This is a genomic window from Lysinibacillus sp. 10T31, assembly GCF_056394365.1.
This window is the reverse complement of sequence record NZ_JBFTHS010000028.1, coordinates 47,340-70,727: the sequence shown is the minus strand read 5'-3', so window position 1 is coordinate 70,727 and position 23,388 is coordinate 47,340. Positions and strand designations below refer to the sequence as shown.

Sequence of the window (23,388 nt, the reverse complement as noted above, 5' to 3'; positions counted from 1 at the left end):
GTTGGAAAACTGCAAACGAGGCTTTTAATGAGCAATTGTTGCACTTAATTTGACAAATCATCATAAAAAAAATTTAAAGCCGGTGAAATTTTACTGATCGTAAAATTTCACCGGCTTTTTAGTTTAGAGATGGGTTTTGTCCCAGCCTCTTCTTTTGGTTGAAAAATGGTCAAGGATATCTTTATGCGCTCTCCTATGGGCGAACGTTTAGCTGCTACCTTAGCTTTGCATGCGCTGATGCTGCGTTTTATCACTATAAATAAGTAACGTGCCAGAAAATACACGCTAAATAAATTGGTTGATTGGAGTGGAGGCTGGGCGATTCCTTGGGGATTAGCGATATAGAGGAACGAAGGCTAAAAGCATCACGTCCTGTGATAACGCCTTCGTGACCAACATCCTGTTGGCCCGAGACCCTGCAGCGAAGCGAAGCGGCTCATCGGACGCCCCCAGGAAAGCGCCCAGCCGGAACGGAAATCAACCCCTCGCTTTGCTGAACAGCCACGCTTTATTTAGTACGACAATGCCACTGACATATTGTTTCGTTTTAGCTATTTAAAAAACTAGGAAGCTTTACGTGCTCATATTCTTTTGGGTGAAGCAAATTCGCAAGCTTTAATGCACCCTCTATAAGGCGTGGTGATGGACGACAATAAAGCCATTCCTCCATTACGTGAAGCTGTTTCATTTTAACAGCTCGTAGCTCCTGCGCATCCGAACGTTTTAATAAATTTGCCGGTTGAATACGCTCAAAGGCAACTCCTACCCAAGCCATCATAATATAGTCTGGGTCGCGCCTTACTACATCAGCCCAATCAGTTTGCACGCTTGCTAGATCTACATCTTGAAACAGATTTTGCCCACCAGCAATGGCACTAATTTCAGATAGCCAATTTATTTTACCTGGCGTAAAGATAGGGTTTGGCCACCACTCCCAATAGAGAGTAGGTTTTTTAGGAATTGATTGAGCAACTGTTCGGAGCCAATCGATACATTGTAAATATTCCTCAGAAATTTCTTTTGCACGCCCTTCAACTCCGCAGGCTTTACCTAAAGTATGGAGATCTTGTGCGATTTCCTTTAATGAATTAGCATTAAATACAATATGGGGAATATTTCTAGCTTGTAACGCTTCAATATTTTTTTCCATGCCCGGGACACTTAAGGATGCAAGTACAAGATCAGGCTGCAATGCCTCTAATGCATCCATATCAATTGATAAATCTGGGCCAAGCTGAGGTAAGTCTTTTACTGCTAATGGCCAATCCGAAAAATCATCGACACCAACAAGCTGATCAGTCAGGCCTAAATAAGCAACAAGCTCGGTATTACTAGGACAAATTGAGATTAAACGCATCTTCTTATCTCCAATTCTTTTTAAGAAAAGTATAGCGAGTGTTGGAGTCACATACAATGACAGAATGTTTTCCTCCATAAAAAAAGGCATGCCAAGAGACATGCCTTCTGATTACTTATTAAGAAAGTGCGATAGCTTCGAGTGATTCTTCTTTTTTTGCTACAGGGCCCATCGCATTTGTAATAATTTGTTTAATGTCTTCTAATGTTGCTTTACGTGGGTTTGTTGCAGCACATACATCTAACATAGCATTTTTCGCTAAGATTTCAATATCCTCATCCTTCGCACCTAATTCGCGGAAGCCACTTGGAATGTTCAAATCGCTAGAAAGATTTTCGATTGCTACAATTGCTCTCTCAGCAGCATCGCGTTTACTTAATCCTTCAACGTTCTCACCTAACAATTCAGCGATTTTTGCAAAACGCTCAGTACGTGCTGTTAAGTTAAAGCGGCAAACATGAGGCAATAAAATAGCATTACATACACCATGTGGTAGATTATAGAAGCCGCCTAATTGATGAGCAATTGCATGTACATAGCCAAGTGAAGCATTATTAAACGCCATGCCTGCTAAAAATTGTGCGTAAACCATTTGCTCACGTGCTTCTAAATCTGCACCGTTTGCATAGGCACGTGGTAAATATTCAGGAACTAGCTGAAGCACCTTTTCAGCGCAAGCGTCAGTAATTGGTGTTGCGTTTGTCGATACAAATGATTCGATTGCATGTGTTAATGCATCTAAACCAGTTGCCGCTGTTAGAGCAGGAGGTAAGCCAATCATTAGCTCTGGGTCATTAATTGATAGTAGTGGAGTAACGTGTTTGTCCACAATAGCCATCTTCACTTTACGAGCTGTATCCGTGATAATCGTGAAGCGAGTCATTTCACTTGCTGTACCAGCAGTTGTGTTAATAGCGATTAATGGCACCAATGGGTTTTGTGATTTGTCAACGCCCTCGTAATCATGAATGCGTCCACCATTCGAAGCAATAAGTCCGATACCTTTCGCTGCATCGTGTGCGCTACCTCCTCCAAGAGAAACGATCGAATCACAGTTTTCAGCATGATACACTGTAATCCCATCTTCAATGTTTTGATCTGTTGGATTTGGTTCTGCTTTCGGGAAAATTGCTACATCAATTCCAGCAGCTATAATGATGTTAGCAATTTGTTCAGAGAGACCTAGTTTGTGTAAGCCCTCATCTGTTACGATTAATGTCTTTTTCACTTCTAAATCATTTAAGCGTTTACCAACTTCTTGAATTGCTCCAGGTCCAAATAAGTTTGTTTTCGGCATAACAAATTGCTTTAGAACGTCTGACATATTTCCAACCCCTTTAAAATAATTGTTATTGCTTGAATGATGGTGAACCACCTTTCGAAATTCATGTTATTCTATTTTTTGTAAAAGTTCAACTCGTATTTTTATTAAAATTGTTAATTTTAATCTTGTTATTATTTTACAAAAAAGTTAGAGTGGTTTTTGGTATGATGAAAGGTTGAATTGTCTAGGAGTGTTGATTTGAGAACATTTTAAAAATTACTTTCCTATGAAAGTAAAATATATTTTTTGGAAATATGTTCTATTTTAATAAAGTATCGAATAGTAGATAATTGATAATTTGTTTTTAATATAATAATAGTGAATATGTTCTATTTTAATTGTCTAATTACTATTTTAAAATACACAAAATTGTCAAAAAATATAGGAATACTTAACTTATTTCAGCTAATGTTTTTTGTAGAGAAAGCAAAGCAACAGCTACAGATGTCAAGGATTCGGAAAGGAGTTCTTTGTGCAAGTGCGCCTCCCCAAATCTGGACGTAATTATTCTCCTTTATTTTTTACAATGTTTAAGGAAATACATATTGCAAGAAATAAATAAAGAATGACCGTATATCCGAGTAATGCGCACATATAGAAAATTGCCTTTGAATCTGAATTTATAGAAGGATAACCACTGTGGGCATTAAAATGATATACCTCCTGATCATAACCGAACCAAATAGCTACTAACAAAAAGCTTAATAAAAGGAGAGCCAGTAGAGCTTTTTTATGAAAAGTGATGTACAGCAGAATTTCTATAAAAGTAATTGAATGCTTAATTTCCATGCTTTGACGCCTTTTAAAGGGTACTAAGAAATAAAACATAATGCCACTATAAACTAAAACCATCACAGTAAGTTCTGAAACCCCCATTATTTCCTCCTTTAAATTTCTAATATTTCCTATTTAGACTTCCGTAAAGATAAAAAGTTCTTTTTTATTGATACATATTAATTAATATTTACAAACTGGAATGAAAACTTATTAAAGTTTTTATTTTCTGGGCACTTTTCAGGGATATTTGCAATTTTATTGAATAATATTTCAATGAAAATATTTTCAAAAAAAGGGTGGGGGAAATGTCGATTAGACATGAACAAAAAGAGCAACGAAGAGCTTTAATTTTACAATCTGCATTAGATTTGTTTATTCGGAAGGGGTATGGTGAAACAAAAGTTGCAGATATTGCTAAAGCTGCTGATATGAGCATGGGGTTGCTTTTTCATTATTTTGACTCTAAGGAAAAGCTTTATGAAGAGTTAATCCGCATAGGGTGTGAAAGACTTAAGATGGATTTTAATTTTATGAATGAATCGCCATTGGCAATTTTTACAGCGGCTGCTGAGGATTTGTTTGACATGATCCGTACAAACCCGTCTGCTGCAAAAATGTTTGTGCTAATGGAGAATGCACAACATCTTGATTCCTTGTCGGAAGATTTAAAAGAAATGCTTACGGAAGCAGATAAATTAATAAAAAAGAGTATTTCATTAATAGAGAAGGGGCAATTACTAGGTGAAATTAAACAGGGAAATGCTGAAGCGCTTGCGGTAGCATTTTGGTGTTCCATACAAGGAATCGCCCAATACATTGCACTACATCCCGAAACTCCTTGTCCCAATTCAATGTGGGTTATTTCAATCCTTGAAAACAGGGGGGCGGATTGAAAGTGAAAACTAAACGCAACTTAATAATCTTTATAATTGTTGTTTTGCTATGTGGTTGGCTTGGTGTTTTTGTAGATCGCTTCATCCCTGAGCAGCCTAAAGGTGACACACTTGGGATGGGCATTTGGCTAGTATTTCCGCTGCTGACAACTATACTGTTACGTGTCTTTACAGGAGATGGGTGGCGAGATATAGGCTTATTACCTAATTTGAAAGGCAACATAAAATGGTATATTGTCTCGCTCCTCGTCTATCCTGTCATCACTTCTATAGTTTTGTTAGTAAGCAATATATTTGGATGGATGGATTTTTCAGATTTCAATTTAGATGCTTTAGTTTCAGTTTTTGCTGGTGGTTTACTGCTTCAATTTGTTAAAAACTTTTTTGAGGAATCGGTTTGGAGAGGTTATTTAACGAGTAAACTTTCATCGTTAAAAATAAATGATTTTTGGTTGTATTTTATTGTTGGTGGTGTTTGGGGAGCGTGGCATATTCCGTATTTTTTAGTGTTCTTATCAGAAAGTGATATCTTCAGTGTACTTCCTGTAAATAGGTGGCTATTTGCGTTGATAGGTATTGTGACGATGATTTGCTGGACAGTAATGTATACAGAAATTTATTTAATAACGAAAAGTATTTGGCCACTTGTCCTTATGCATATGACAGAAGATGCGCTTGTGAATCCACTTATTCTTGATGGATATATCAAAATTGCTCAGGGAAAAGAATTTCTTGTTTCTCCAACGGCAGGTATTATTACTACAATTCTTTACCTAATGGTAGGGCTTTTATTGCGAACTAAACGAAAAAAGTTGGAGAGGGAAATTGTATCAAAATCAACTACAAGAAGAAAAGTGATAAAATAAGCACTTGCTACGGCAGGTGTTTTTATATTGTGGATTAGTAACTATGTAGTTTATTCAGCTTTATTTTTATTATTAAAATCGGAAGGGAATCCTTTCCTTTTGTCGAATTGAAGTAGATGGAAAAAGGAGAGGTTTTATGCAAAGAGACCAGCTTAAACAGAGAATATTAAGAGAATCATCTAAATTTATTTCATATTTGAAAGTACTAATTAGCGAAAATAGATTTGACGATGGTGAAGCGTTAGAAATATCGTTGCTTGTCATAAAAAATGGACCTGAAAGTTTATCGGATAAACAATGGTATGTCTTTTTAGAGAATGGTATTCTACGTGATAAGTATGTAGACAAATGTGAAAGATGTTCTGAACATATTCCTTGGTCAAATATGAACAGTGCTATATTTATAAATAAAGATTATCTTTGTGCTAACTGTAGTTATTTTGAAAATAAAGTTACCTCCCACAATTATCTGTGAAGAGTTATCCAATGTACCTAGAAATGCACTGTGCCAAACAGTGCTATTTTTTTGTAAGTAAACTTTTCTTATAATGGACTAACAAAAAAAGATTGAAGCAGTAGCCCCAATCTAGGTGTTTAGTCATTCATACAAACATGCCCACCAAAAGCATTGATAATTAGCCCCGAAACAATGACTTTTAATGCATGATTGTGCATTGTCTATAACAAGCAAAAACCCTAGAGAACCTTGATATAAAAGGCTTTCTAGGGTTTTTTAAACTACTCTTTGCAGAGTAATTTAATTAACGAGAGTAGTACTCTACGATGAATGCTTCGTTGATTTCAGCTGATAATTCAGAACGCTCTGGAAGGCGAGTGAATGTACCTTCTTTTTTGTCAGCGTCAAATGTTAAGTAGTCAGGTACGAAGTTGTTTACTTCGATTGCTTCTGCTACTACAGAAAGGTTTTGAGATTTTTCACGAAGAGAAATCGTTTGACCTGGTTTTACGCTGTATGAAGGAATATCAACGCGTTTACCATCTACTAAGATGTGACCGTGGTTTACTAATTGACGAGATCCACGACGAGTACGAGATAAACCTAAACGGTAAACTAGGTTGTCAAGGCGAGTTTCAAGAAGAACCATGAAGTTTTCACCGTGTACACCTTTCATTTTACCAGCGCGGTCGAATAGAGTACGGAATTGACGTTCGTTCATGCCGTACATGTGACGAAGTTTTTGTTTTTCTTGAAGTTGTAAACCGTATTCTGATAATTTTTTACGTTGGTTTGGACCGTGTTGACCTGGTGCGTAAGGGCGTTTTTCGATTTCTTTACCTGTACCGCTTAGTGAGATACCAAGACGACGTGATAATTTCCAAGATGGACCTGTATAACGAGACATATTGTTGTCTCCTCCTTTAAATTTGGTTTTTTTTGTTGTAAAACAAAAACCAGTAGTACCCATTCTTATACGCATTTTATTTTCATGTATTTTCGCCTATGCAGCCGTTAGGTTACGCAATACACCATCTATTAGAATCTGTTTAGTTATACTAAATAATATAGAGGAATAAAATACAGTAATAAGCTCATACTACTGCTGCGTTTATTTTACACAAAACTCATTGTAACTGCTTATTACATAGACGTCAATTATTAGACTAACTAATTTTAAAAAAAGGTATAATAGTAAAAATTTCCTCCCTATACATATTTCAATATTCAGTAATAGTTAATGATACAGTGTGAAATGTAAAACATAAAAGTAAAATAGAATAACATAGTCAAAATGACACAAATTATGTATACTATACTGTAAGTTAATAGTAATTGATTTGGACGTTATATAGAAAAGGTGATTTCATGACAGACCATTTACAAACGCTAAAATATATAAAATCAGATGTTTTGAGCATTTGGGTGAGTTCAAAGGAACAAGCCGGTTTTAATGAGTATTTTTACTCATTGGAACAGTGTCTAAAGAAGCGCTTTGGAATTGTAAATGTGACATTTCTCGGTTTCGAAGGTAATTCTTTAATACCTGTTGAAGAGATGGCTACTTTAACAATTGAAACAAAACTAAATGCTGTGTCATGGTTAATGATTGAAGCTAGCTTTTATCAACAGAAGTTGGTAAAAGTCCCTTATATATTAAAAGAAAAAGAAGCATATACGATGATGACAGATATGGTGCTTTTCCAACCAGAAGGTAAAAATCCAATTAGTGTACTACTCGTCGAGGCAACCGATGCTTGGACAGACTTTATGACTTCGGATTACGGGGAAGAGTTTGTCGAAACGCTTACGAAGGTTCTTCAGATGATTAGAGAAAATTTTGAAGTGAAAGTAAATGAAGACCAATATAGAAAATTGTATAATATGACAGATTTATTTCATTCCACTATGGATATTGATTTAATTTTAGAAAATGTCTTAAAAAATATTAAGGATAATTTCCCAGAGTTTAATGTGGAGCTTATACTATCGAACGATCAAGATCGCCATACGACTATCGATATTAAGCTTTTTGATTACTTATCTGAAAGACCTGCGACTATTGAGGCTTTTGTCTCGGGAGAGCTGACAACGGAGCTTGCTAGCGATTTAAATTGTCGATTATTAAGCGCCCCTATAAAAGGGAGACAAGCTATTTATGGTATTTTACAAGTGAGTGCACCTACAACATATCTTTTTTCAACGACTGAAAAAGACTTTGTACGAATGCTAGCACAAACATCAGGAAATGCGCTTGAAAATGCAAAATTATATCATCAATCACATCGCCTAGTAAGTGATTTGCAACTCATCAATGAAACATCACATCGTTTAAATATGAGGATTGACATACATGAAATGTTACTTTTCCTTCAAAAACAGTTAATGAAATCCTTTCAACCAATGGAAGTTTGCTTCGCTTTTAAACATAATGACACCTTTGAAGTGACGGATGCTAGTACGGCATTATTCAATGTAGAAAAGGGTCAAACATATATAAAACATGTTGAACAACATTTTGAAAGTACCAATGATCCACTATTTATTGCCGATTTCAGCAGATTAACCCCTAATCAAATTGAATATCGTTCAATTATGGCTATCCCGATTTTAATGGAAGAAAAAATAAATGGCTTTAGTATTGTGTTACACAAGGAGCCATATTTCTTTTCGTTTGACAGCTTTAAATTAATGCAATCATTAATCCATCACTCTTCTTTAGCAATTGCAAACTCAATATTACGAAATCAACTTCAGGAAATGGTAGATTTGGATCATTTGACGAAATTGTACGCAAGAAGTTATTTAGACCAGTATGTAGAAAAGTCGCTTAAAAATGATCAATCAGGAATGTTTTTGCTCATTGATATTGATAATTTCAAGCGCATTAATGATACGTATGGTCACCAAATTGGTGATAAGATTCTTATGCAAATTGCATCCCGATTAAAAGAAACAATTGGAACTCGTGGCATTTGTGCGCGTTGGGGTGGAGAAGAGATGTCTGTGTATATTCCAAATATTGATGAGAAAGAAGCAATCGAATTAGCAGCAGCAATCGTTGCAGTAATTCCAAGTACAACAGATCCTAAGGTGACAATTTCAGCAGGTCTCATAACATGGGATGAACAGTACCGTCCAGCATTTCAATCTGTTTTCCTACATGCAGATACAGCGCTTTATGAAGCGAAAAACAGTGGTAAAAATCGGTTTTGCATTCATGATCGTTTCTATCAAAACAATTTATAACGTAATAAAAGAAAACAGTTGTTTTTGAAAATAAAGCTTCAGCCTTATGCGCTGAAATGCCCTGAAATGATAATAAATCATTTCAGGGCATTTCTTTATCCCGTATTAACGGGCAGTAATTTATCTATATCAAAAGAGAAGCGTCGGGTCCGTTTCAAATTCAATGAGAGTAAAGAAATACGGGGAGTCTAACTGCCCGTAAAAACCCGATTGGTGAAGACTAATAATCAGTGGGGAAAGAACCCCCACTGATTAAAGTTTCACTTTATAAATGGAGAAGTAAGGTTTTTACGAATTGCTCTAACCCCTCTTGATCTCCCTTTGAAAAGCGATTTGCGATTGGACTGTCGATATCAAGAACACCGATGACCTGTCCTTCTTTTATTAAGGGAATAACAATTTCGGATTGGGACGCCGCATCACAGGCGATATGCCCAGGGAAGTCATGTACGTCTTTTACCACTATTGTTTCTTCTTTGCCTACAGCTGTCCCACAAACACCTCGTCCAATTGGTATTCTGACGCAGGCAGGTAAGCCTTGGAATGGCCCTAATACAAGTTCATTCCCCTGTAATACATAAAAACCAACCCAGTTAATGTTTGGTAGAAATTGATTTAGTAAAGCAGAGGCATTGCTTAAATTGGCAATTCGATCGCTTTCTCCAGTAAGTAGGGCATCTAACTGTTTTGCTAATGTATTATATTGCTCGGCAATTGGCCCTTCATAATTAATTTGTGTAAACAAAATAGCACCTCGTTTGAAAGTTATTTATTTAGGATATATAACATTATAGTGTTGATGTAAATCAGCAACACTATGAGCATCTGAACCAAAAACAATTGGTAGCCCAATAGATTTACTATAATCGATAAAGGAAAATGGTGGATAAGGTTCCTGACAATATGTTTTACTTAAACCAGCGCTATTTAAATCTAGCTCATAGCCTTCTTCCTTCATTAAATCTAAAACTTCTCGAATCCGCGTAGAATCATCAATTTTCACCTTATGTGCTAATTGAAATTTGTGAATAAGTGAAGGATGTCCAATGCGCTTAGGCTTATATTGCCCTAAATCTGCTTTAATGGATTGTAGGACGGTATCATAATATAAATTATACACTTGTTCGATAGAACCCACTTTTTTTGAAAAAGCCATAAAGCTTTCAGGAGAAAAGTCTATGCATTCAAAGATATTTTGCCATTGTAAAAAATGGACTGATAAAATAGAGTCATCTAAAAAATGTCCATATGTATCAAGAAATTGACGAGTTTCTTGTTCAAAGCCTTGAATATAGTCAACCTCAAGACCGATATGAATGCGAATGTCTTGTGCGTACTCTTTTTGAAGGTACTGTAAATCTTCAAAATAGGGCATTAAAAATTCTGGATTCATACCACTATCTTGCTGTGGTGTAGGGTCAGTAAAATTAAATGGTAATGGTGCATGTTCTGTAAAGGTGATATCTGTAAAGTTGTGAGATATTGCTTTTTCAATGTATTGTTTAAATGAATCAGAAGTACCATGTGGACAATATGGACTATGAACATGGCCGTCAAATTTCATAAAATTACCACTCCTTTAGCTTTTGGATAAAACACTTTTATTTGCACAAATTGTTCAAAACTTAAGTAGGTGTTATTCTTGAAAGGCGTAAATACATAAAAAACACTCAAATTTTAGTACAAAAGGCGATAACATAGTATATAATAAATACAACTAGCCAATTCGTTTATTGTAGAATAGGAGGCTTACGATGGAGTATATCATCATTCCGGTTATCCTACTATTAATTTTAGCGATAGTAGGATTTATGATGCGACGAAAACATACAACAATCATTGCTAAACTTGAAAATGAAAAATCACAAATACAAAACAATCCCATAAATGAGGAAATTTCAAAAGTTAAATCTTTAAACATGAACGGTGAAACGGAAGAGATGTTTGAACGATGGCGCAATAGCTGGGATGAAGTCATCGATGTACATATGACAAAAATTGATTCACTTTTATTTGATGCAGAGGATCAAATCAATAGACTTCGTTTTAAGAAAGCAACGTTTATTGAACGTGAGATAGAAGATTACATTCAAAAATGTGAACAAGATAAAGATAAAATCTTAGAAGAACTAAATGAATTAATTGGCAGCGAAGAAAAAAATCGTATTGAAATTGAACAATTAAAAGAATATTATCGCTCTGCACGTAAAACATTGTTAGCTCACCAACATTCATTTGGTGTAGCATTACCGGCTCTGGAGAAAAAGCTGGAGGGATTTGTCCAAAAGTTTGAGGAATTCGATGTGCTTACAAGTGAAGGGAATTATTTGCAGGCGCGAGAAATTGTTATTGGCTTGAACCAAGAATCACAGAAGACATTTGAATATATTAATGATGTCCCAACAATTTTGACTGAATTACAAGTAAAGCTACCAGGAGCGGTACAGGAATTACGTAGTGGCCAGCGTGAAATGGAGGAGCAATCCTATTATTTACAGCATTTAGAGCTAACTAAAGCGCTCGATAAATTTGAAGAAGAATTTGTGACATTAAAAAATGAACTAGCAGAGCTAAATTTAACCGTTGTTAAACCACGTGTAGCTGAAATAAATGAAGAGATTGATCATTTTTATGATCTACTTGAAAAAGAAGTTATTGCTAAAAATTATGTTGACCAAAATTGTGATCGTTTATTAAGCTCAATCACTAATGTTATTAGTTCAACAAGATTAGTAAGTGATGAAGCAACCTTTGTGCAGCAAAGCTATCGTTTAAATGAAAAAGATGCAGAAATTCCAAAAGCTGCATTAAAGCAATTAGAGGCTTTACAACGTCGCTATGATTTATTAGCGATGCGTGTTAGAGAGGAAAAATCTGCATTCTCAAGTTTGCAGGAAGAATTGATTGAAATTAACGGAGAGCTTGAAAATATTCATGAAGAGCAAGGTCATTTATCAAATACGATGAAGAAGCTCCGAATTGATGAAAACAAGGCTCGCGCACAAGTAGAAAACTTAAAGAAAACATTACAAGAAACAGATCGTCTATTGAATAAGGCTAATATTCCAGGTGTTCCTGAAGAGATGGATGCCCGTCTAGATGAGGCAGCAGAGCATATTTATGTAGTTATGCAAAGCCTTCAAGAGGTACCACTCAATATGGGAACAGTTCATAACAATTTAAATGCCGCAACACTTTGTGTAGAGGATGTAAAAGCGAAGGCGCATGAATTGATTGAAAATGTAATGCTGATTGAACGTATTATTCAGTATGGTAATCGTCATCGTGCAACGAATCCAAAATTGCATACTCGTTTAAGAGAAGCAGAAAAATCCTTTAATCAATTCCGCTATTCCAAGGCATTAGAAGAGGCTGGAACGGCAGTTGAAGAAATGGAGCCAGGTGCTTTAAAGCGAATTCAAGAACTTGTAGCAGAAGAAACAGTATCAAAATAGTTCAAGTATAATAAAGAATTACATCAGCTGTCTAAAAGGTATAGTTATTACTTTTTAGACAGTTTTTTTATTAAGATTGAGGAAGCTACGCATCGTGATAAAAGGGAAGCGGGAAGCTTCATACGATGTCTCACTAGGATTTGATTAAAACTAATAGAGGTGTTTCAAATGCAATTTTATATTCGGGAAATGAATGAAATTTTTGCGACTGACATTTTGAACTGGAAATATGAAGAACCATATGATTTTTATAACAATGATCTATGCGATGAATCTCTAGAAGAATTTCTTGAAAGTCCGTATTATTCAATTGTCAATGATAAAGAAGAACTAGTCGGTTTTTTCTGTACAGGAACATCTGCACAAGTACCTAAAGGACTTGATTATGGTGCGTATTTAGACGAGTGCATTGATGTTGGCTTAGGGATGAGGCCTGAGCTAACAGGAAAAGGTTATGGTTCAGAATTTTTTTCATTTATTTTAAATCAGCTACAACAAGAAAATCATAGTCCCCTTCGTTTAACGGTAGCCATATTTAATACAAGAGCAATTCACCTTTATGAAAAATTAGGCTTTAAAAAAGTCATGGAATTCACAGCTTCAACTGAATTTATAACAATGAAGAAAGGTTAATGAATCAGCTAGTCAATTAAGGAAAATTTGTGGGATCGCTTGTTTTTCTTGAACTACTAGTGTGAAATTAGCTTCAATATAGTTAAATATAGCAGTATTGGATTTTACTAAAAGTGGAGGATGACATTTCAAAAAAATGTATGTTATGTGTATAAGTTGATTGGAGTGGAGACTGGGCGACTCCTCGGGGATTAGCGTTACAGATGAGACCCTGCAGCGAAGCGAAGCGGCTCATCGAACGCCCCCAGGAAGCTCTGCTCTGTGCGAAAGCGAAGCGGCAGCAACAAATGTTTTAACTGTGCGAAAGCGAAGCGGCAGCAACAAATGTTTTAACTGTGCGAAAGCGAAGCGACAGCAACAAATGTTTTATCTGCGCGAAAGCGAAGCGTCAGCGGCAAATGTTTTAACTGTGCGAAAGCGAAGCGGCAGCAACAAATGTTTTAACTGTGCGAAAGCGAAGCGACAGCAACAAATGTTTTATCTGCGCGAAAGCGAAGCGTCAGCGGCAAAGCGCCCAGTCGGAACGGAAATCAACTACACGTTATGATGATGAGCCTAACAATGCAAAAATTAAATTTTTTATGCTGCTTAATTTTAGCTAGAAACGTTCATAGCAAGTCTTTAGATGCCACTCTATAAAGGGTGGTTTTTCACATTAAAAGCAAACAAATAAGTGATTAAATTAGGATAATTGTTAAAGTTAGTGGTCAATTGCCGAAGATTGCGTTATGATAAATACCGTTAAATCAACGTTTTGAAAGTGTGTGAATATTAATGGAAGTTAATACAATCTATTTAGACAATAGTGCAACAACAAAACCTTTAAAAGAGGTTATGCAAGCATTTATGGCAGTGAATGAGCAGTATTATGCCAATCCTGCTTCCATTCATGCAATGGGTGTTGAATCAAACGAATTGTTAATGCGTGCACGTGAGCAAGTAGCAGATATTTTGCAGACAGAAGCAAAAAATGTGCTATTTACATCAGGTGGTACTGAATCCAATAACACGGCTATATTTGGTTTAGCACGTAGCAATACACATAAAGGAAATCATATTTTAACAACTGAAATTGAACATCCATCTGTTCTAGAATCTGTTAAGCAACTTGAGCAAGAGGGTTTTGATGTAGAATACTTGCAAGCAGATAAAAATGGAGTTATTTCTTTAGAGGACCTTCGTACAAAAGTACGCAAGGATACCATTTTAGTAAGTATGATGCACGTAAATAATGAAATGGGTGCTATCCAACCAATTTTTGAAGCTGCAAAAATTATTCATGAATTAAGCCGTGCAGCTTTTCACGTCGATGCTGTACAAAGCTTTGGAAAGTTACCGATATCATTTAACGATGACGAGGGACCAGATTGTATTTCAATTTCTGGCCATAAAATTCATGGCTTTAAAGGTTCAGGTGTACTAGCATTCCGTAAAAAAATGAAATGGCAACCGTATGCACTTGGCGGAGGACAGGAGTTTGGTTTACGTAGTGGAACAGTAGCTGTACCCCAGGCAGTAGCCTTATCCAAAGCAGCCCGAATAGCAGTAGAGACGATGAATGATCGTGCGAATAAATACCGTCAATGGAATGATGAAATATGCACGCAATTACGTGGATATGGAGATGAAGTGCATATATTATCAACCCCACAAGGAGCGGCACATATTTTATCGTTTAGTATTCGCGACTTAAAAGGTGAAGTCATTATCAATGCATTGCAAAAACGTAATGTAATTGTATCGACATCGAGTGCTTGCTCATCGAAACAGACAAAAACAAGCCATGTTGTTGAAGCTCTAAATATTGATGAGCACTTTAAAAAGGGTGTTATTCGTATAAGTTTTGGCGCGTATGTAACAAATGAAGATATAGTAAAGTTTAAACAAGTATTAGATGAAGTATTGATGGAACTTAAAGGAGAATTTTAAAAATGATTTGGAAAGAAATTTTAATTCGATATGGAGAGCTTTCTACAAAAGGTCGCAACAAGATGGATTTTATTCGTCGTTTACGCGAGAACATTCGTCATGCGTTTGCAGATTTAGGACATTTACACATTCGCACAGAGCGCGATCGTATGTTTATCGCCATTCAAAATGAAGCACAAATGGACGTTTTATTAAAAGGATTACCTAAAATTTTTGGTATTCAATCATTTAGTCCAGTGGCAGCATGTGAAAAAGACATGGAGGCAATGAAAAAACTTGCCACAACAATTATGGATACATTTAAAAATGAGCAGCTTACTTTTAAAGTAGAAGTAAAGCGCACTGATAAAACATTTCCGTTAGAATCACATGCCATTCAACGCGAAATTGGTGGTCATGTATTACCACAATATCAAAATTTATCAGTAAAGGTGAAGCAGCCTGATATTGAGCTTCGTGTAGAGGTGCGTCATGATGCAACATATATGATGGCACAAGTTATTCCGGGCGCAGGTGGAATGCCTGTAGGTTCGAACGGTAAATCTTTATTAATGCTTTCTGGTGGAATAGATAGTCCTGTTGCTGGTTATTTAATGATGAAACGCGGAGTGCGCTTAGAAGCGATTCACTTCTTTAGTCCACCATATACAAGCCAAAATTCATTGGAAAAAGTAAAAGTGCTTGCTAATGAATTAACGAAATTTGGCGCTAGTATACGTTTACATGTTATTCCTTTCACTGAAATCCAAGTTCTTATTAAAGAAAAAGTACCTTCTAATGTATCGATGACAACAACTCGTCGTATGATGCTAAAAGTTGCTGACAAAGTACGTGAAGAAATCGGTGCACTAGCAATTGTTACGGGTGAAAGTCTTGGACAAGTAGCGAGTCAAACTCTTGAAAGTCTAACAGCTATTAATGCCGTAACTAACACACCAATTTTACGTCCATTAATCTCATCAGATAAATTAGAAATTATCGATATTGCAGAGAAAATAGGCACATACGAAACGTCTATCCAGCCATTTGAAGACTGCTGTACAATTTTTACTCCAGCAAGTCCAAAAACAAAGCCAAAGCTTGAAAAGGTTGAGCATTACGAAAGCTTCTCGGATTTTGATGAACTAATCGAACGAGCAGTGAAAAACCGTGAAGTCTATATTTTCCCGAAAAAAGAGCAAGAAGCCGATAAATTTGCAGATCTTCTATAGAAGAAACTTGCGATTTCTTAGGCTAACGAGCCGACTCAAAATCTTGAGTCGGCTTTTTTTGATCATTTCCTTTGGAGGTACAATTTACCTATAAAATTTTCGTATTAAAAATCTAATATCGCACATTCTATATTCACAAGGAGGTGAGAGACACATGACTTCAACAAATCGCAGTTCAAACAAACTTGCAGTACCTGGTGTAGAGTACGCTCTAGATCAAATGAAATACGAAATTGCACAAGAATTTGGTGTTCAATTAGGAGCTGACGCTTCAGCTCGTGCTAACGGTTCCGTTGGCGGTGAAATCACTAAACGTCTTGTACAAATGGCTGAATCACAATTAAAAGGTATGCCAAACAACCAATAATTGCATAATCAGCAAAAAATTAAAACCAGTGACCGTAAAAGGCACTGGTTTTAGTTTGTTTAAATTTATTAATTTTTATCCCGTATTAACGGGCAGTAATTTATCTATATCAAAAAAGAAGCGTCAGGTCCTCCCATTTCGATTCAATGAGAGCAAAGAAATAGGTGGGGCTAACTGCCCGTAAAAACCCGATTGGTGAAGACTAATAATCAGTGGGGTAAAGACGCCCCACTGATTAAAGTTTCACTTTATCCCGTATTAACGGGCAGTAATTTATCTATATCAAAAGAGAAGCGTCAGGTCCTCCCATTTCGATTCAATGAGAGCAAAGAAATAGGTGGGGCTAACTGCCCGTAAAAACCCGATTGGTGAAGACTAATAATCAGTGGGGTAAAGAMGCCCCACTGATTAAAGTTTCACTTTATCCCGTATTAACGGGCAGTAATTTACCTATATCAAAAAAGAAGCGTCAGGTCCTCCCATTTCGATTCAATGAGAGCAAAGAAATAGGTGGGGCTAACTGCCCGTAAAAACCCGATTGGTGAAAACTAATAATCAGTGGGGTAAAAAGTTTCACTTTATCCTACAAATGATTTGAATGTAGAGACTGTATTTGAAATATCCTCACTTTGGCAAATTGCAGAAATAACTGCTATTCCATCCGCACCTGCTTTAAATACCGTAGGAGCATTCGAGCAGTTTATGCCTCCAATTGCAACGATAGGGAGCTCCGGACATTGAATCCGAACTTGCTGTAAAAAATCAGTTCCACTAGGTGGATTGGCGTCACTTTTAGAAGTGGTTGAAAAAATCGGACCAATTCCTACATAATCAGCACCATATTGTAGAGCAGTTTGTAATTCAGTTTGTGAATGAACAGAAACACCTAAAATCATGTTGCCAATTTTATTACGCACCATCGACACAGGAAAATCCTCTTGTCCAATATGAACACCATCCGCTTTAAGCTTTATAGCCAGCTCGACATCATCGTTGACGATAAACGGAACATGATACTGTTGACAGAGCTTTTGACATTTACGAGCAAAATCTTCATAGGCTTGCCCAGTAAGTGTATTTGGTCCTTTTTCACGATATTGAAACATAGTAATTCCAGATTGCAGAGCTTTCTCTAAAACATTTAATGGCTCTTGTTTGAAAACATTACTTGTACCCATTATAAAATATAGCTGTAGATCGTCACGTTTCATGAATAATCACCTCGCAGGAATCCTTGAAGTTTTGATAAGCAAAATGATTTGTAGGACCATGGCCATTACCGATAGATAAATCATGAGTTATTGCTAATTGAATAAATTTTTTAGCTTCTTCAATCGCTTCTTCTAAGGGTAGTCCACGACCAAGAAAAGCAGTTAATGCAGCGGAAAACGTACAGCCTGTACCATGCGTATTTTTTGTTGCAATACGAGTGGACTGCATAGAAAATGACCGACCATCTTGGAAAAATACATAATCAGTAGCGTAACATTTATCCTCTAAATGACCGCCTTTAATAATGACGCATTGAACGCCCATTTGTAATAAGATCTTAGCTGCTTCTTTAATATCTGTTAAAGCATTGATTTTCCTTCCAGAAAGGGTTTCTGCCTCAGGAATGTTCGGTGTTACGATTGTTGCTAAAGGTAGCAAATAACTGCGTAATGCCTCAATTGCTTCTTGCTGTAATAAGCTTTCACCACCTTTTGCAATCATGACAGGATCTACTATAAGCGGAATATTTATTTCAGCTAAAATTTGAGCAATTGATTGGATTATTTCGGAGGAAAACAACATTCCGGTTTTAACGGCACTTATTGAAAAATCCTCGACTAGCGCTTTAAGCTGTTTTTCAACGAAGCTAACTTCAATTGGTAAGACATCCGATACACCAAGTGTGTTCTGGGCGGTTAAAGCTGTAATGACAGACGTTCCAAACACCTTTAATTCCTGAAATGTTTTTAAATCAGCTTGTATGCCTGCACCGCCACCACTATCTGAACCAGCAATTGTCGTTACAATATGCATCATTCTTCACCACCCTTGGAAAGGCGATGTAGTTCGTTCAATACTGCAATTTGAAAATCACCAATGTATGGAGTAGAAGAAGCGGCTTGCTCTGCCACTTTTTTATAAAGTGATAATGTTTCTATTAATTGGTCAAATGGTTTATTTCCTACGACGTAGGAAGCACAACATATTGCACTCAATAAGCAACCTGTTCCAGTAACTTCTGTCATTTGTAAATTTCCACCTGTAACCCATTGCTGATGTTCGCCATCAGTAATAAAATCCTTTTCACCGGTCACAATAACAATACAATTGTAGAGTTGAGCTACTTTTTGTGCCTCAACTTCTAAAGAAATGGAACCACTACCACTGTCTACGCCTTTTTGTTGCCATTCTACATTGGCTATAGCTGCAAGTTCTCCGATGTTGCAACGAATAGCCGCAAAATTTATTTCCTCGAGTAATTGTTGTACCGTTTGTTTCCGGTAAGTTGTTGCACCTGCAGCAACAGGGTCTAAAATAACGGGAATGCCAAGAGCATTTGCTTTTTTTCCTGCGAGTAACATTGATTCTTTCATTCGCTCATTAAGGGTACCGATATTTATCAATAAGCCTGAGGCAATTGCGACCATTTCTTCAACCTCATGACTGTCATCAGCCATGACTGGTGAAGCGCCTATTGCTAATAAGCCATTTGCTTGAAAATTAGCCACAACATAATTAGTGATACAATGAATAAGTGGATTTTGTTTACGGATTGTTTGAAATACCAATTTAAGTCCTCCTTGTTGGATGGACGTAAGCGTGCAAAAAAGGCTCTTTTTCGTGTAGAAAAAAACACGCAAAAGAGCCTTTCATCAGTAAATAGATGTGAATTGCTCCCTACGTCAGTATTAACTAACAGGTTCAAAGGGTCAGGTTTTACCTTCTCAACTCTAAATGAGTCCCCCTGCAATTATGCTTTTAGTTGACCAAAATGTACCATATTATTCATTCGTGTTCAATAGGGAGTTTTTTTCTTCATTGCGAAAACGGCACTAAAGCTAAGTCGAACTCGATAGTACTAATACGTGACTGATGCCATATAGCAAAGCATGATAGTTGTCACGACTTTAATGAATTGGAGTGAATTCCATTGAAAATGATAAAAATTGAGTTTTATAATGAGCGTAATAGAGGGGGCATTTGCCATGAAAAGAGAAGATTTAATCGCACCAGAATGGTATAACATTTCAGAGGAAATTGAAAAATATGCACAGGATTCTACTAAAAATGCATTATTAGTTTATAACGAAGATGAGGAAATTCAGTACTTAACATATCAAGCTTTACTTGAAAAGGCGAATCAGGCAGCACATGTATTTACATCCCAAGGTTTAAAAAAAGGTGATGTTATTTTGGTCATGGTGCCAAGATCAGTTGAAGCGTATATCGTCTATATTGCCGCTTTAAAGGCAGGTTTAACGATTATCCCTAGTTCCGAAATGCTGAGAACTAAGGATATTGAATATCGAATCAATCATGCCGATGCGAAAGGCGTTGTTGCATTTGAGCCATATATTGAACAGTTCGATAATGTGGGAAATTTACAAGGAATACAGCAATTTGTCATTGGTCATGCACACGAACCTTGGCAGCCGTTGCTTGAAAAAATGCAAAATCAACCTACGACTTACATAAGTTCTACACCGACTAAGAGTACAGACATTGCATTTTTAGCGTATACGAGTGGTACAACAGGCAATCCAAAGGCAGCGATTCATACGCATAGTTGGGGTTATGCGCACTTAAGAACTACGGCTCCAAATTGGTTAGGTGTACAAGAAGGTGACATTGTTTGGGCTACAGCAGCTCCAGGATGGCAAAAATGGATTTGGAGCCCGTTCCTTGCTACTTTAGGAAGTGGTGCTACTGCATTTGTTTACAAAGGTCACTTTGATGCTGCAACATATCTTGCATTGCTTGAAAAATTCAATATTAATATTTTGTGTTGCACACCGACCGAATACAGAATAATGGCGAGTCTTGGAAATTTACAAGACTTCAATTTAAGTACGATACGTCAGGCAGTGTCAGCGGGTGAACCTTTAAATAGTGAAGTGATAAAAGTATTTTCCGAGGTCTTTAATTTACAAGTACGAGATGGTTATGGACAAACAGAGAATACATTACTTGTTGGAACAATGGTAGGGATGGAGGCTAGAATGGGCTCAATGGGTAAACCTACTCCGGGTAATACTGTTGAAATTATCAATGATTTTGGAAATCCTACTGCAATTGGAGAAGTTGGAGATATTGCTGTACACTGTGAGACACCCGCGTTATTTAAGAAATATTTAAACGATCCCGAACGTACAAATTTACAATTTAGAGGCGATTGGTATATTACAGGAGATCGTGCATATAAAGATGAAGATGGCTATTTTTGGTTTGAAGGACGTGGGGATGATGTCATTATTTCATCTGGGTATACGATAGGCCCATTTGAGGTAGAAGATGCGTTATTAAAGCATCCAGCAGTAAAAGAAACTGCCGTAGTCGCGAGTCCAGATGTAATTCGTGGAAATCTAGTAAAGGCATTTGTTGTGCTCTCTGATGGAGTAGTTGGAGATGAAGCGCTTATTAAAAAACTACAAAGCCATGTGAAAACTTTAACAGCTCCTTATAAATATCCTCGTATAATTGAGTTTGTTACTGAGCTACCAAAGACTACATCAGGCAAAATTCGTCGTGTCGAATTACGTGAGCAAGAAAAAATCCATTATATCATTCAACAATAATTTCCTAGGAAATAATGTCGAAAATCAAAGTTCCTGCTTTTTTATGAACTTTGATTTTTTTTATGAAATTAGGTAATGTATTATAGGTTGAATAGGTTAAAGCAATAGTATTGGCTCATCGCCTACAGTTTGGCATGACATTAGTTAACTTTCTATGCGCTAGCTCGCTTTTGCAAATCTTATTGCCGAGCGGCACATCGGACGCCCGATAGAAAGTGCACAGCCGGAACATAGGTTAACCTCATGTTATGGTGATAAGACCATATTATTGTAATAAGTATGAAACAAATTAGGATATCAATCGTATAACGTTATGAGGAGGCGGAAAGATATGAATGGTAAAAGGTGGGCCGCTTTAATAATTGCAGGTGTACTATTAGTGTTTTCATTAGGGATTAACACGATTTTTGCAATATTTAAATCGAATTTCTTTAGTAATTTTGATAGCTTGGTAGCTGGAAACGACTTGACGGTTATGGAAGAGGTTAAAGAAGGTGGCGATATGGATAAACGTATTGCATACTTAAAGGTTGATGGAACGATTCAAGATGTTGGCTCAAGTACTTTATGGCAACCAGTTGCTTATGATCATCAATTTTTCTTAAATCAATTAGATAATATTTTATATGATCAGACTGTGGAAGGTATCGTCTTAAGTGTTAATTCACCAGGTGGCGGTGTAAAGGAATCAGCAGAAATCTATAAAAAACTTTTGAAAATTAAAGAAGAGCGACAAATTCCAATCTATGTTTCTATGGATTCGATGGCAGCTTCAGGTGGTTATTACATTTCAGCACCTGCAGATAAAATATTTGCGCAACGTGATACAATTACAGGTTCGATTGGTGTCATTATGCAATCTATTAATTATCAGGCGTTAGCAGAAAAAGTTGGTATTAAATATGAAACGTTTAAATCTGGTGAACATAAAGATATGCTTAGTCCAATGCGTGAAGTGACACCGGAAGAGCGTGCTATGATGCAAGACATGATTAATGAAACTTATCAGGAATTCGTTAATATTGTAGCAAAAGGGCGTAATATGTCTGAAGCCAATGTGAAAAAAGTTGCCGATGGTCGAATTCTTAGTGGTAAGAAGGCTCTTGAAGCAGGCTTAGTAGATGAGATTGGCGATGAGGAAGCAACAATTGCTGCACTGCGTAAAGACTTTGGTTTAGAGGACGCAGAATTATTTGAGTATTCATATGATGTGGGTGGTTGGCAATCATATGTTGGGATGAAGATTGGATCAATGTTTGGTCCCTCAGCAGAGGAAAAAATGCTGATGAAAATTATGGCAGATTATAAAGCGCCGAAAATGATGTACTTATATGGCGAAAACTAAGGAGGGAGTACAATGACAAACAATGAAATTGTTATGCAAGGTTCACCCTCTATGGAGAATACTCTCCTAATAGATAAGCCAATTACGAATAAAAATTATGCATTAAAAACAGCAGGCTTTTGGATACGTTTTTGGGCATTTTTCATAGACGGAATTATTATTGCAGCTATAGGTGGAATTCTCGTTAACCCAATATTTTATTTAATGGATTGGTCATTATCTGACACAGTGTGGTATGCACCGATTTCGATTATATCCGCTATTTTTTATTACAGTTATTTCGTATTAATGACGAAATTTTTTGGGCAAACATTAGGAAAAATGATATTTGGATTACGTGTTATTTCATTAAAACATGAGAAGCTGACATGGTCAGACGTGTTATTCCGTGATTGGATTGGGCGTATCATCAACAGCATTTTTATGCCACTATATATTCTTGTAGGCATTCTACCGAACAATCAAGGTATACATGATTTTTTTGCGGATACAACAGTCGTTCATGAAAAAATATATATTGAAAAAGATAGTGTGCAACCATCTTTGCCAATCAAAGAGGAAAAGATTGAATCTGTACCTCTAGAGGAAAAACCAGAACCTGAAAAGCTGGAGAAACATAACGAAGAATAATGGCTAGAGCTGTCTCATTGCGGTGAGACAGCTCTTTATTTTAGTGATGATAGAGGTGATTAATAGTTAGTTCGTTGGGAAAAATCCCTAAAAGTCGGGACGGAAATC

Annotated in this window: 22 protein-coding genes and 1 riboswitch; of the genes, 13 read left to right on the top strand and 9 right to left on the bottom strand. The window is 36.5% G+C overall.

Annotation, left to right across the window (positions count from 1 at the left end):
• Positions 1-547 precede the first annotated feature (547 nt).
• From AC1DCY_RS16905 to AC1DCY_RS16895, 3 genes are all read right to left on the bottom strand, one after another.
• Positions 548-1,357, bottom strand: coding sequence for a cobalamin-binding protein (locus AC1DCY_RS16905; protein WP_477351985.1), 810 nt, complete (start codon positions 1,355-1,357; stop codon positions 548-550).
• A gap of 118 nt (positions 1,358-1,475) precedes the next feature.
• On the bottom strand, positions 1,476-2,681 hold the full coding sequence (locus AC1DCY_RS16900; RefSeq protein ID WP_477351983.1) for an iron-containing alcohol dehydrogenase: 1,206 nt from the start codon (positions 2,679-2,681) through the stop codon (positions 1,476-1,478).
• Positions 2,682-3,185: 504 nt separating this feature from the next.
• The gene (locus tag AC1DCY_RS16895) at positions 3,186-3,557 is read right to left on the bottom strand and encodes a hypothetical protein (RefSeq protein WP_477351981.1); all 372 of its coding nucleotides are present in this window, start codon (positions 3,555-3,557) and stop codon (positions 3,186-3,188) included.
• Between the two features lie 206 nt (positions 3,558-3,763).
• Between AC1DCY_RS16895 and AC1DCY_RS16890 the strand changes: the two genes are divergently transcribed.
• From AC1DCY_RS16890 to AC1DCY_RS16880, 3 genes are all read left to right on the top strand, one after another.
• On the top strand, positions 3,764-4,351 hold the full coding sequence (locus AC1DCY_RS16890; protein ID WP_477351980.1) for a TetR/AcrR family transcriptional regulator: 588 nt from the start codon (positions 3,764-3,766) through the stop codon (positions 4,349-4,351).
• Positions 4,352-4,353: 2 nt separating this feature from the next.
• Positions 4,354-5,217, top strand: a complete 864-nt coding sequence (locus tag AC1DCY_RS16885) for a CPBP family glutamic-type intramembrane protease (RefSeq protein ID WP_477351978.1) — start codon at positions 4,354-4,356, stop codon at positions 5,215-5,217.
• A 136-nt stretch (positions 5,218-5,353) separates the two neighbouring features.
• Entirely contained in the window at positions 5,354-5,692 is a 339-nt protein-coding gene (locus AC1DCY_RS16880) for a hypothetical protein (RefSeq protein ID WP_477351976.1), read from the top strand.
• Between the two features lie 286 nt (positions 5,693-5,978).
• Here AC1DCY_RS16880 and rpsD read toward each other — a convergent pair whose 3' ends face one another.
• Positions 5,979-6,581, bottom strand: coding sequence for a 30S ribosomal protein S4 (gene rpsD / locus AC1DCY_RS16875; RefSeq protein ID WP_477351974.1), 603 nt, complete (start codon positions 6,579-6,581; stop codon positions 5,979-5,981).
• Positions 6,582-7,042: 461 nt separating this feature from the next.
• On the opposite strand from rpsD, the gene AC1DCY_RS16870 reads away from it, so the two are divergent.
• On the top strand, positions 7,043-8,923 hold the full coding sequence (locus tag AC1DCY_RS16870; RefSeq protein ID WP_477351972.1) for a sensor domain-containing diguanylate cyclase: 1,881 nt from the start codon (positions 7,043-7,045) through the stop codon (positions 8,921-8,923).
• Between the two features lie 265 nt (positions 8,924-9,188).
• Here AC1DCY_RS16870 and AC1DCY_RS16865 read toward each other — a convergent pair whose 3' ends face one another.
• The gene (locus AC1DCY_RS16865) at positions 9,189-9,668 is read right to left on the bottom strand and encodes a GAF domain-containing protein (protein WP_477351970.1); all 480 of its coding nucleotides are present in this window, start codon (positions 9,666-9,668) and stop codon (positions 9,189-9,191) included.
• Between the two features lie 24 nt (positions 9,669-9,692).
• Positions 9,693-10,487, bottom strand: coding sequence for a histidinol-phosphatase HisJ (hisJ, locus tag AC1DCY_RS16860; RefSeq protein WP_477351968.1), 795 nt, complete (start codon positions 10,485-10,487; stop codon positions 9,693-9,695).
• 190 nt (positions 10,488-10,677) lie between these two features.
• On the opposite strand from hisJ, the gene ezrA reads away from it, so the two are divergent.
• The 6 genes from ezrA to AC1DCY_RS16830 all read left to right on the top strand — a co-directional run bounded on the left by ezrA (position 10,678) and on the right by AC1DCY_RS16830 (position 16,518).
• Complete coding sequence (gene ezrA, locus AC1DCY_RS16855) at positions 10,678-12,378, top strand: septation ring formation regulator EzrA (protein ID WP_477351966.1); 1,701 nt, start codon at positions 10,678-10,680, stop codon at positions 12,376-12,378.
• 168 nt (positions 12,379-12,546) lie between these two features.
• Positions 12,547-13,011 (top strand): GNAT family N-acetyltransferase, encoded by a 465-nt coding sequence (locus tag AC1DCY_RS16850; RefSeq protein WP_477351964.1) that lies wholly within the window; start codon positions 12,547-12,549, stop codon positions 13,009-13,011.
• 160 nt (positions 13,012-13,171) lie between these two features.
• On the top strand, positions 13,172-13,558 hold the full coding sequence (locus tag AC1DCY_RS16845; RefSeq protein WP_477351962.1) for a hypothetical protein: 387 nt from the start codon (positions 13,172-13,174) through the stop codon (positions 13,556-13,558).
• 227 nt (positions 13,559-13,785) lie between these two features.
• Positions 13,786-14,940, top strand: a complete 1,155-nt coding sequence (locus AC1DCY_RS16840) for a cysteine desulfurase family protein (protein WP_477351961.1) — start codon at positions 13,786-13,788, stop codon at positions 14,938-14,940.
• Between the two features lie 2 nt (positions 14,941-14,942).
• Positions 14,943-16,151 carry a tRNA uracil 4-sulfurtransferase ThiI gene (gene thiI / locus AC1DCY_RS16835; RefSeq protein WP_477351959.1) on the top strand — a complete coding sequence of 403 codons (1,209 nt, stop codon included), beginning with the start codon at positions 14,943-14,945 and terminating at the stop codon, positions 16,149-16,151.
• Between the two features lie 154 nt (positions 16,152-16,305).
• Positions 16,306-16,518, top strand: coding sequence for an alpha/beta-type small acid-soluble spore protein (locus tag AC1DCY_RS16830; protein WP_049667479.1), 213 nt, complete (start codon positions 16,306-16,308; stop codon positions 16,516-16,518).
• A gap of 578 nt (positions 16,519-17,096) precedes the next feature.
• Here AC1DCY_RS16830 and thiE read toward each other — a convergent pair.
• From thiE to thiM, 3 genes are read right to left on the bottom strand one after another with little or no spacing between them, the layout of a single operon-like run.
• Complete coding sequence (gene thiE, locus AC1DCY_RS16825; RefSeq protein ID WP_477351956.1) at positions 17,097-17,729, bottom strand: thiamine phosphate synthase; 633 nt, start codon at positions 17,727-17,729, stop codon at positions 17,097-17,099.
• Positions 17,719-18,543, bottom strand: a complete 825-nt coding sequence (gene thiD / locus AC1DCY_RS16820) for a bifunctional hydroxymethylpyrimidine kinase/phosphomethylpyrimidine kinase (protein ID WP_477351989.1) — start codon at positions 18,541-18,543, stop codon at positions 17,719-17,721. The genes thiE and thiD overlap by 11 nt, the downstream gene beginning before the upstream one ends.
• Complete coding sequence (gene thiM / locus AC1DCY_RS16815; protein WP_477351954.1) at positions 18,543-19,298, bottom strand: hydroxyethylthiazole kinase; 756 nt, start codon at positions 19,296-19,298, stop codon at positions 18,543-18,545. The genes thiD and thiM overlap by 1 nt, the downstream gene beginning before the upstream one ends.
• Before the next feature lie 89 nt (positions 19,299-19,387).
• Positions 19,388-19,486, bottom strand: a riboswitch (TPP riboswitch).
• 229 nt (positions 19,487-19,715) lie between these two features.
• Here thiM and mbcS point away from each other — a divergent pair.
• From mbcS to AC1DCY_RS16800, 3 genes are all read left to right on the top strand, one after another.
• Entirely contained in the window at positions 19,716-21,305 is a 1,590-nt protein-coding gene (mbcS, locus tag AC1DCY_RS16810) for an acyl-CoA synthetase MbcS (protein WP_477351953.1), read from the top strand.
• A gap of 331 nt (positions 21,306-21,636) precedes the next feature.
• On the top strand, positions 21,637-22,650 hold the full coding sequence (gene sppA / locus AC1DCY_RS16805; protein WP_477351951.1) for a signal peptide peptidase SppA: 1,014 nt from the start codon (positions 21,637-21,639) through the stop codon (positions 22,648-22,650).
• 12 nt (positions 22,651-22,662) lie between these two features.
• Positions 22,663-23,280, top strand: a complete 618-nt coding sequence (locus AC1DCY_RS16800; RefSeq protein WP_477351949.1) for an RDD family protein — start codon at positions 22,663-22,665, stop codon at positions 23,278-23,280.
• Positions 23,281-23,388 lie beyond the last annotated feature (108 nt).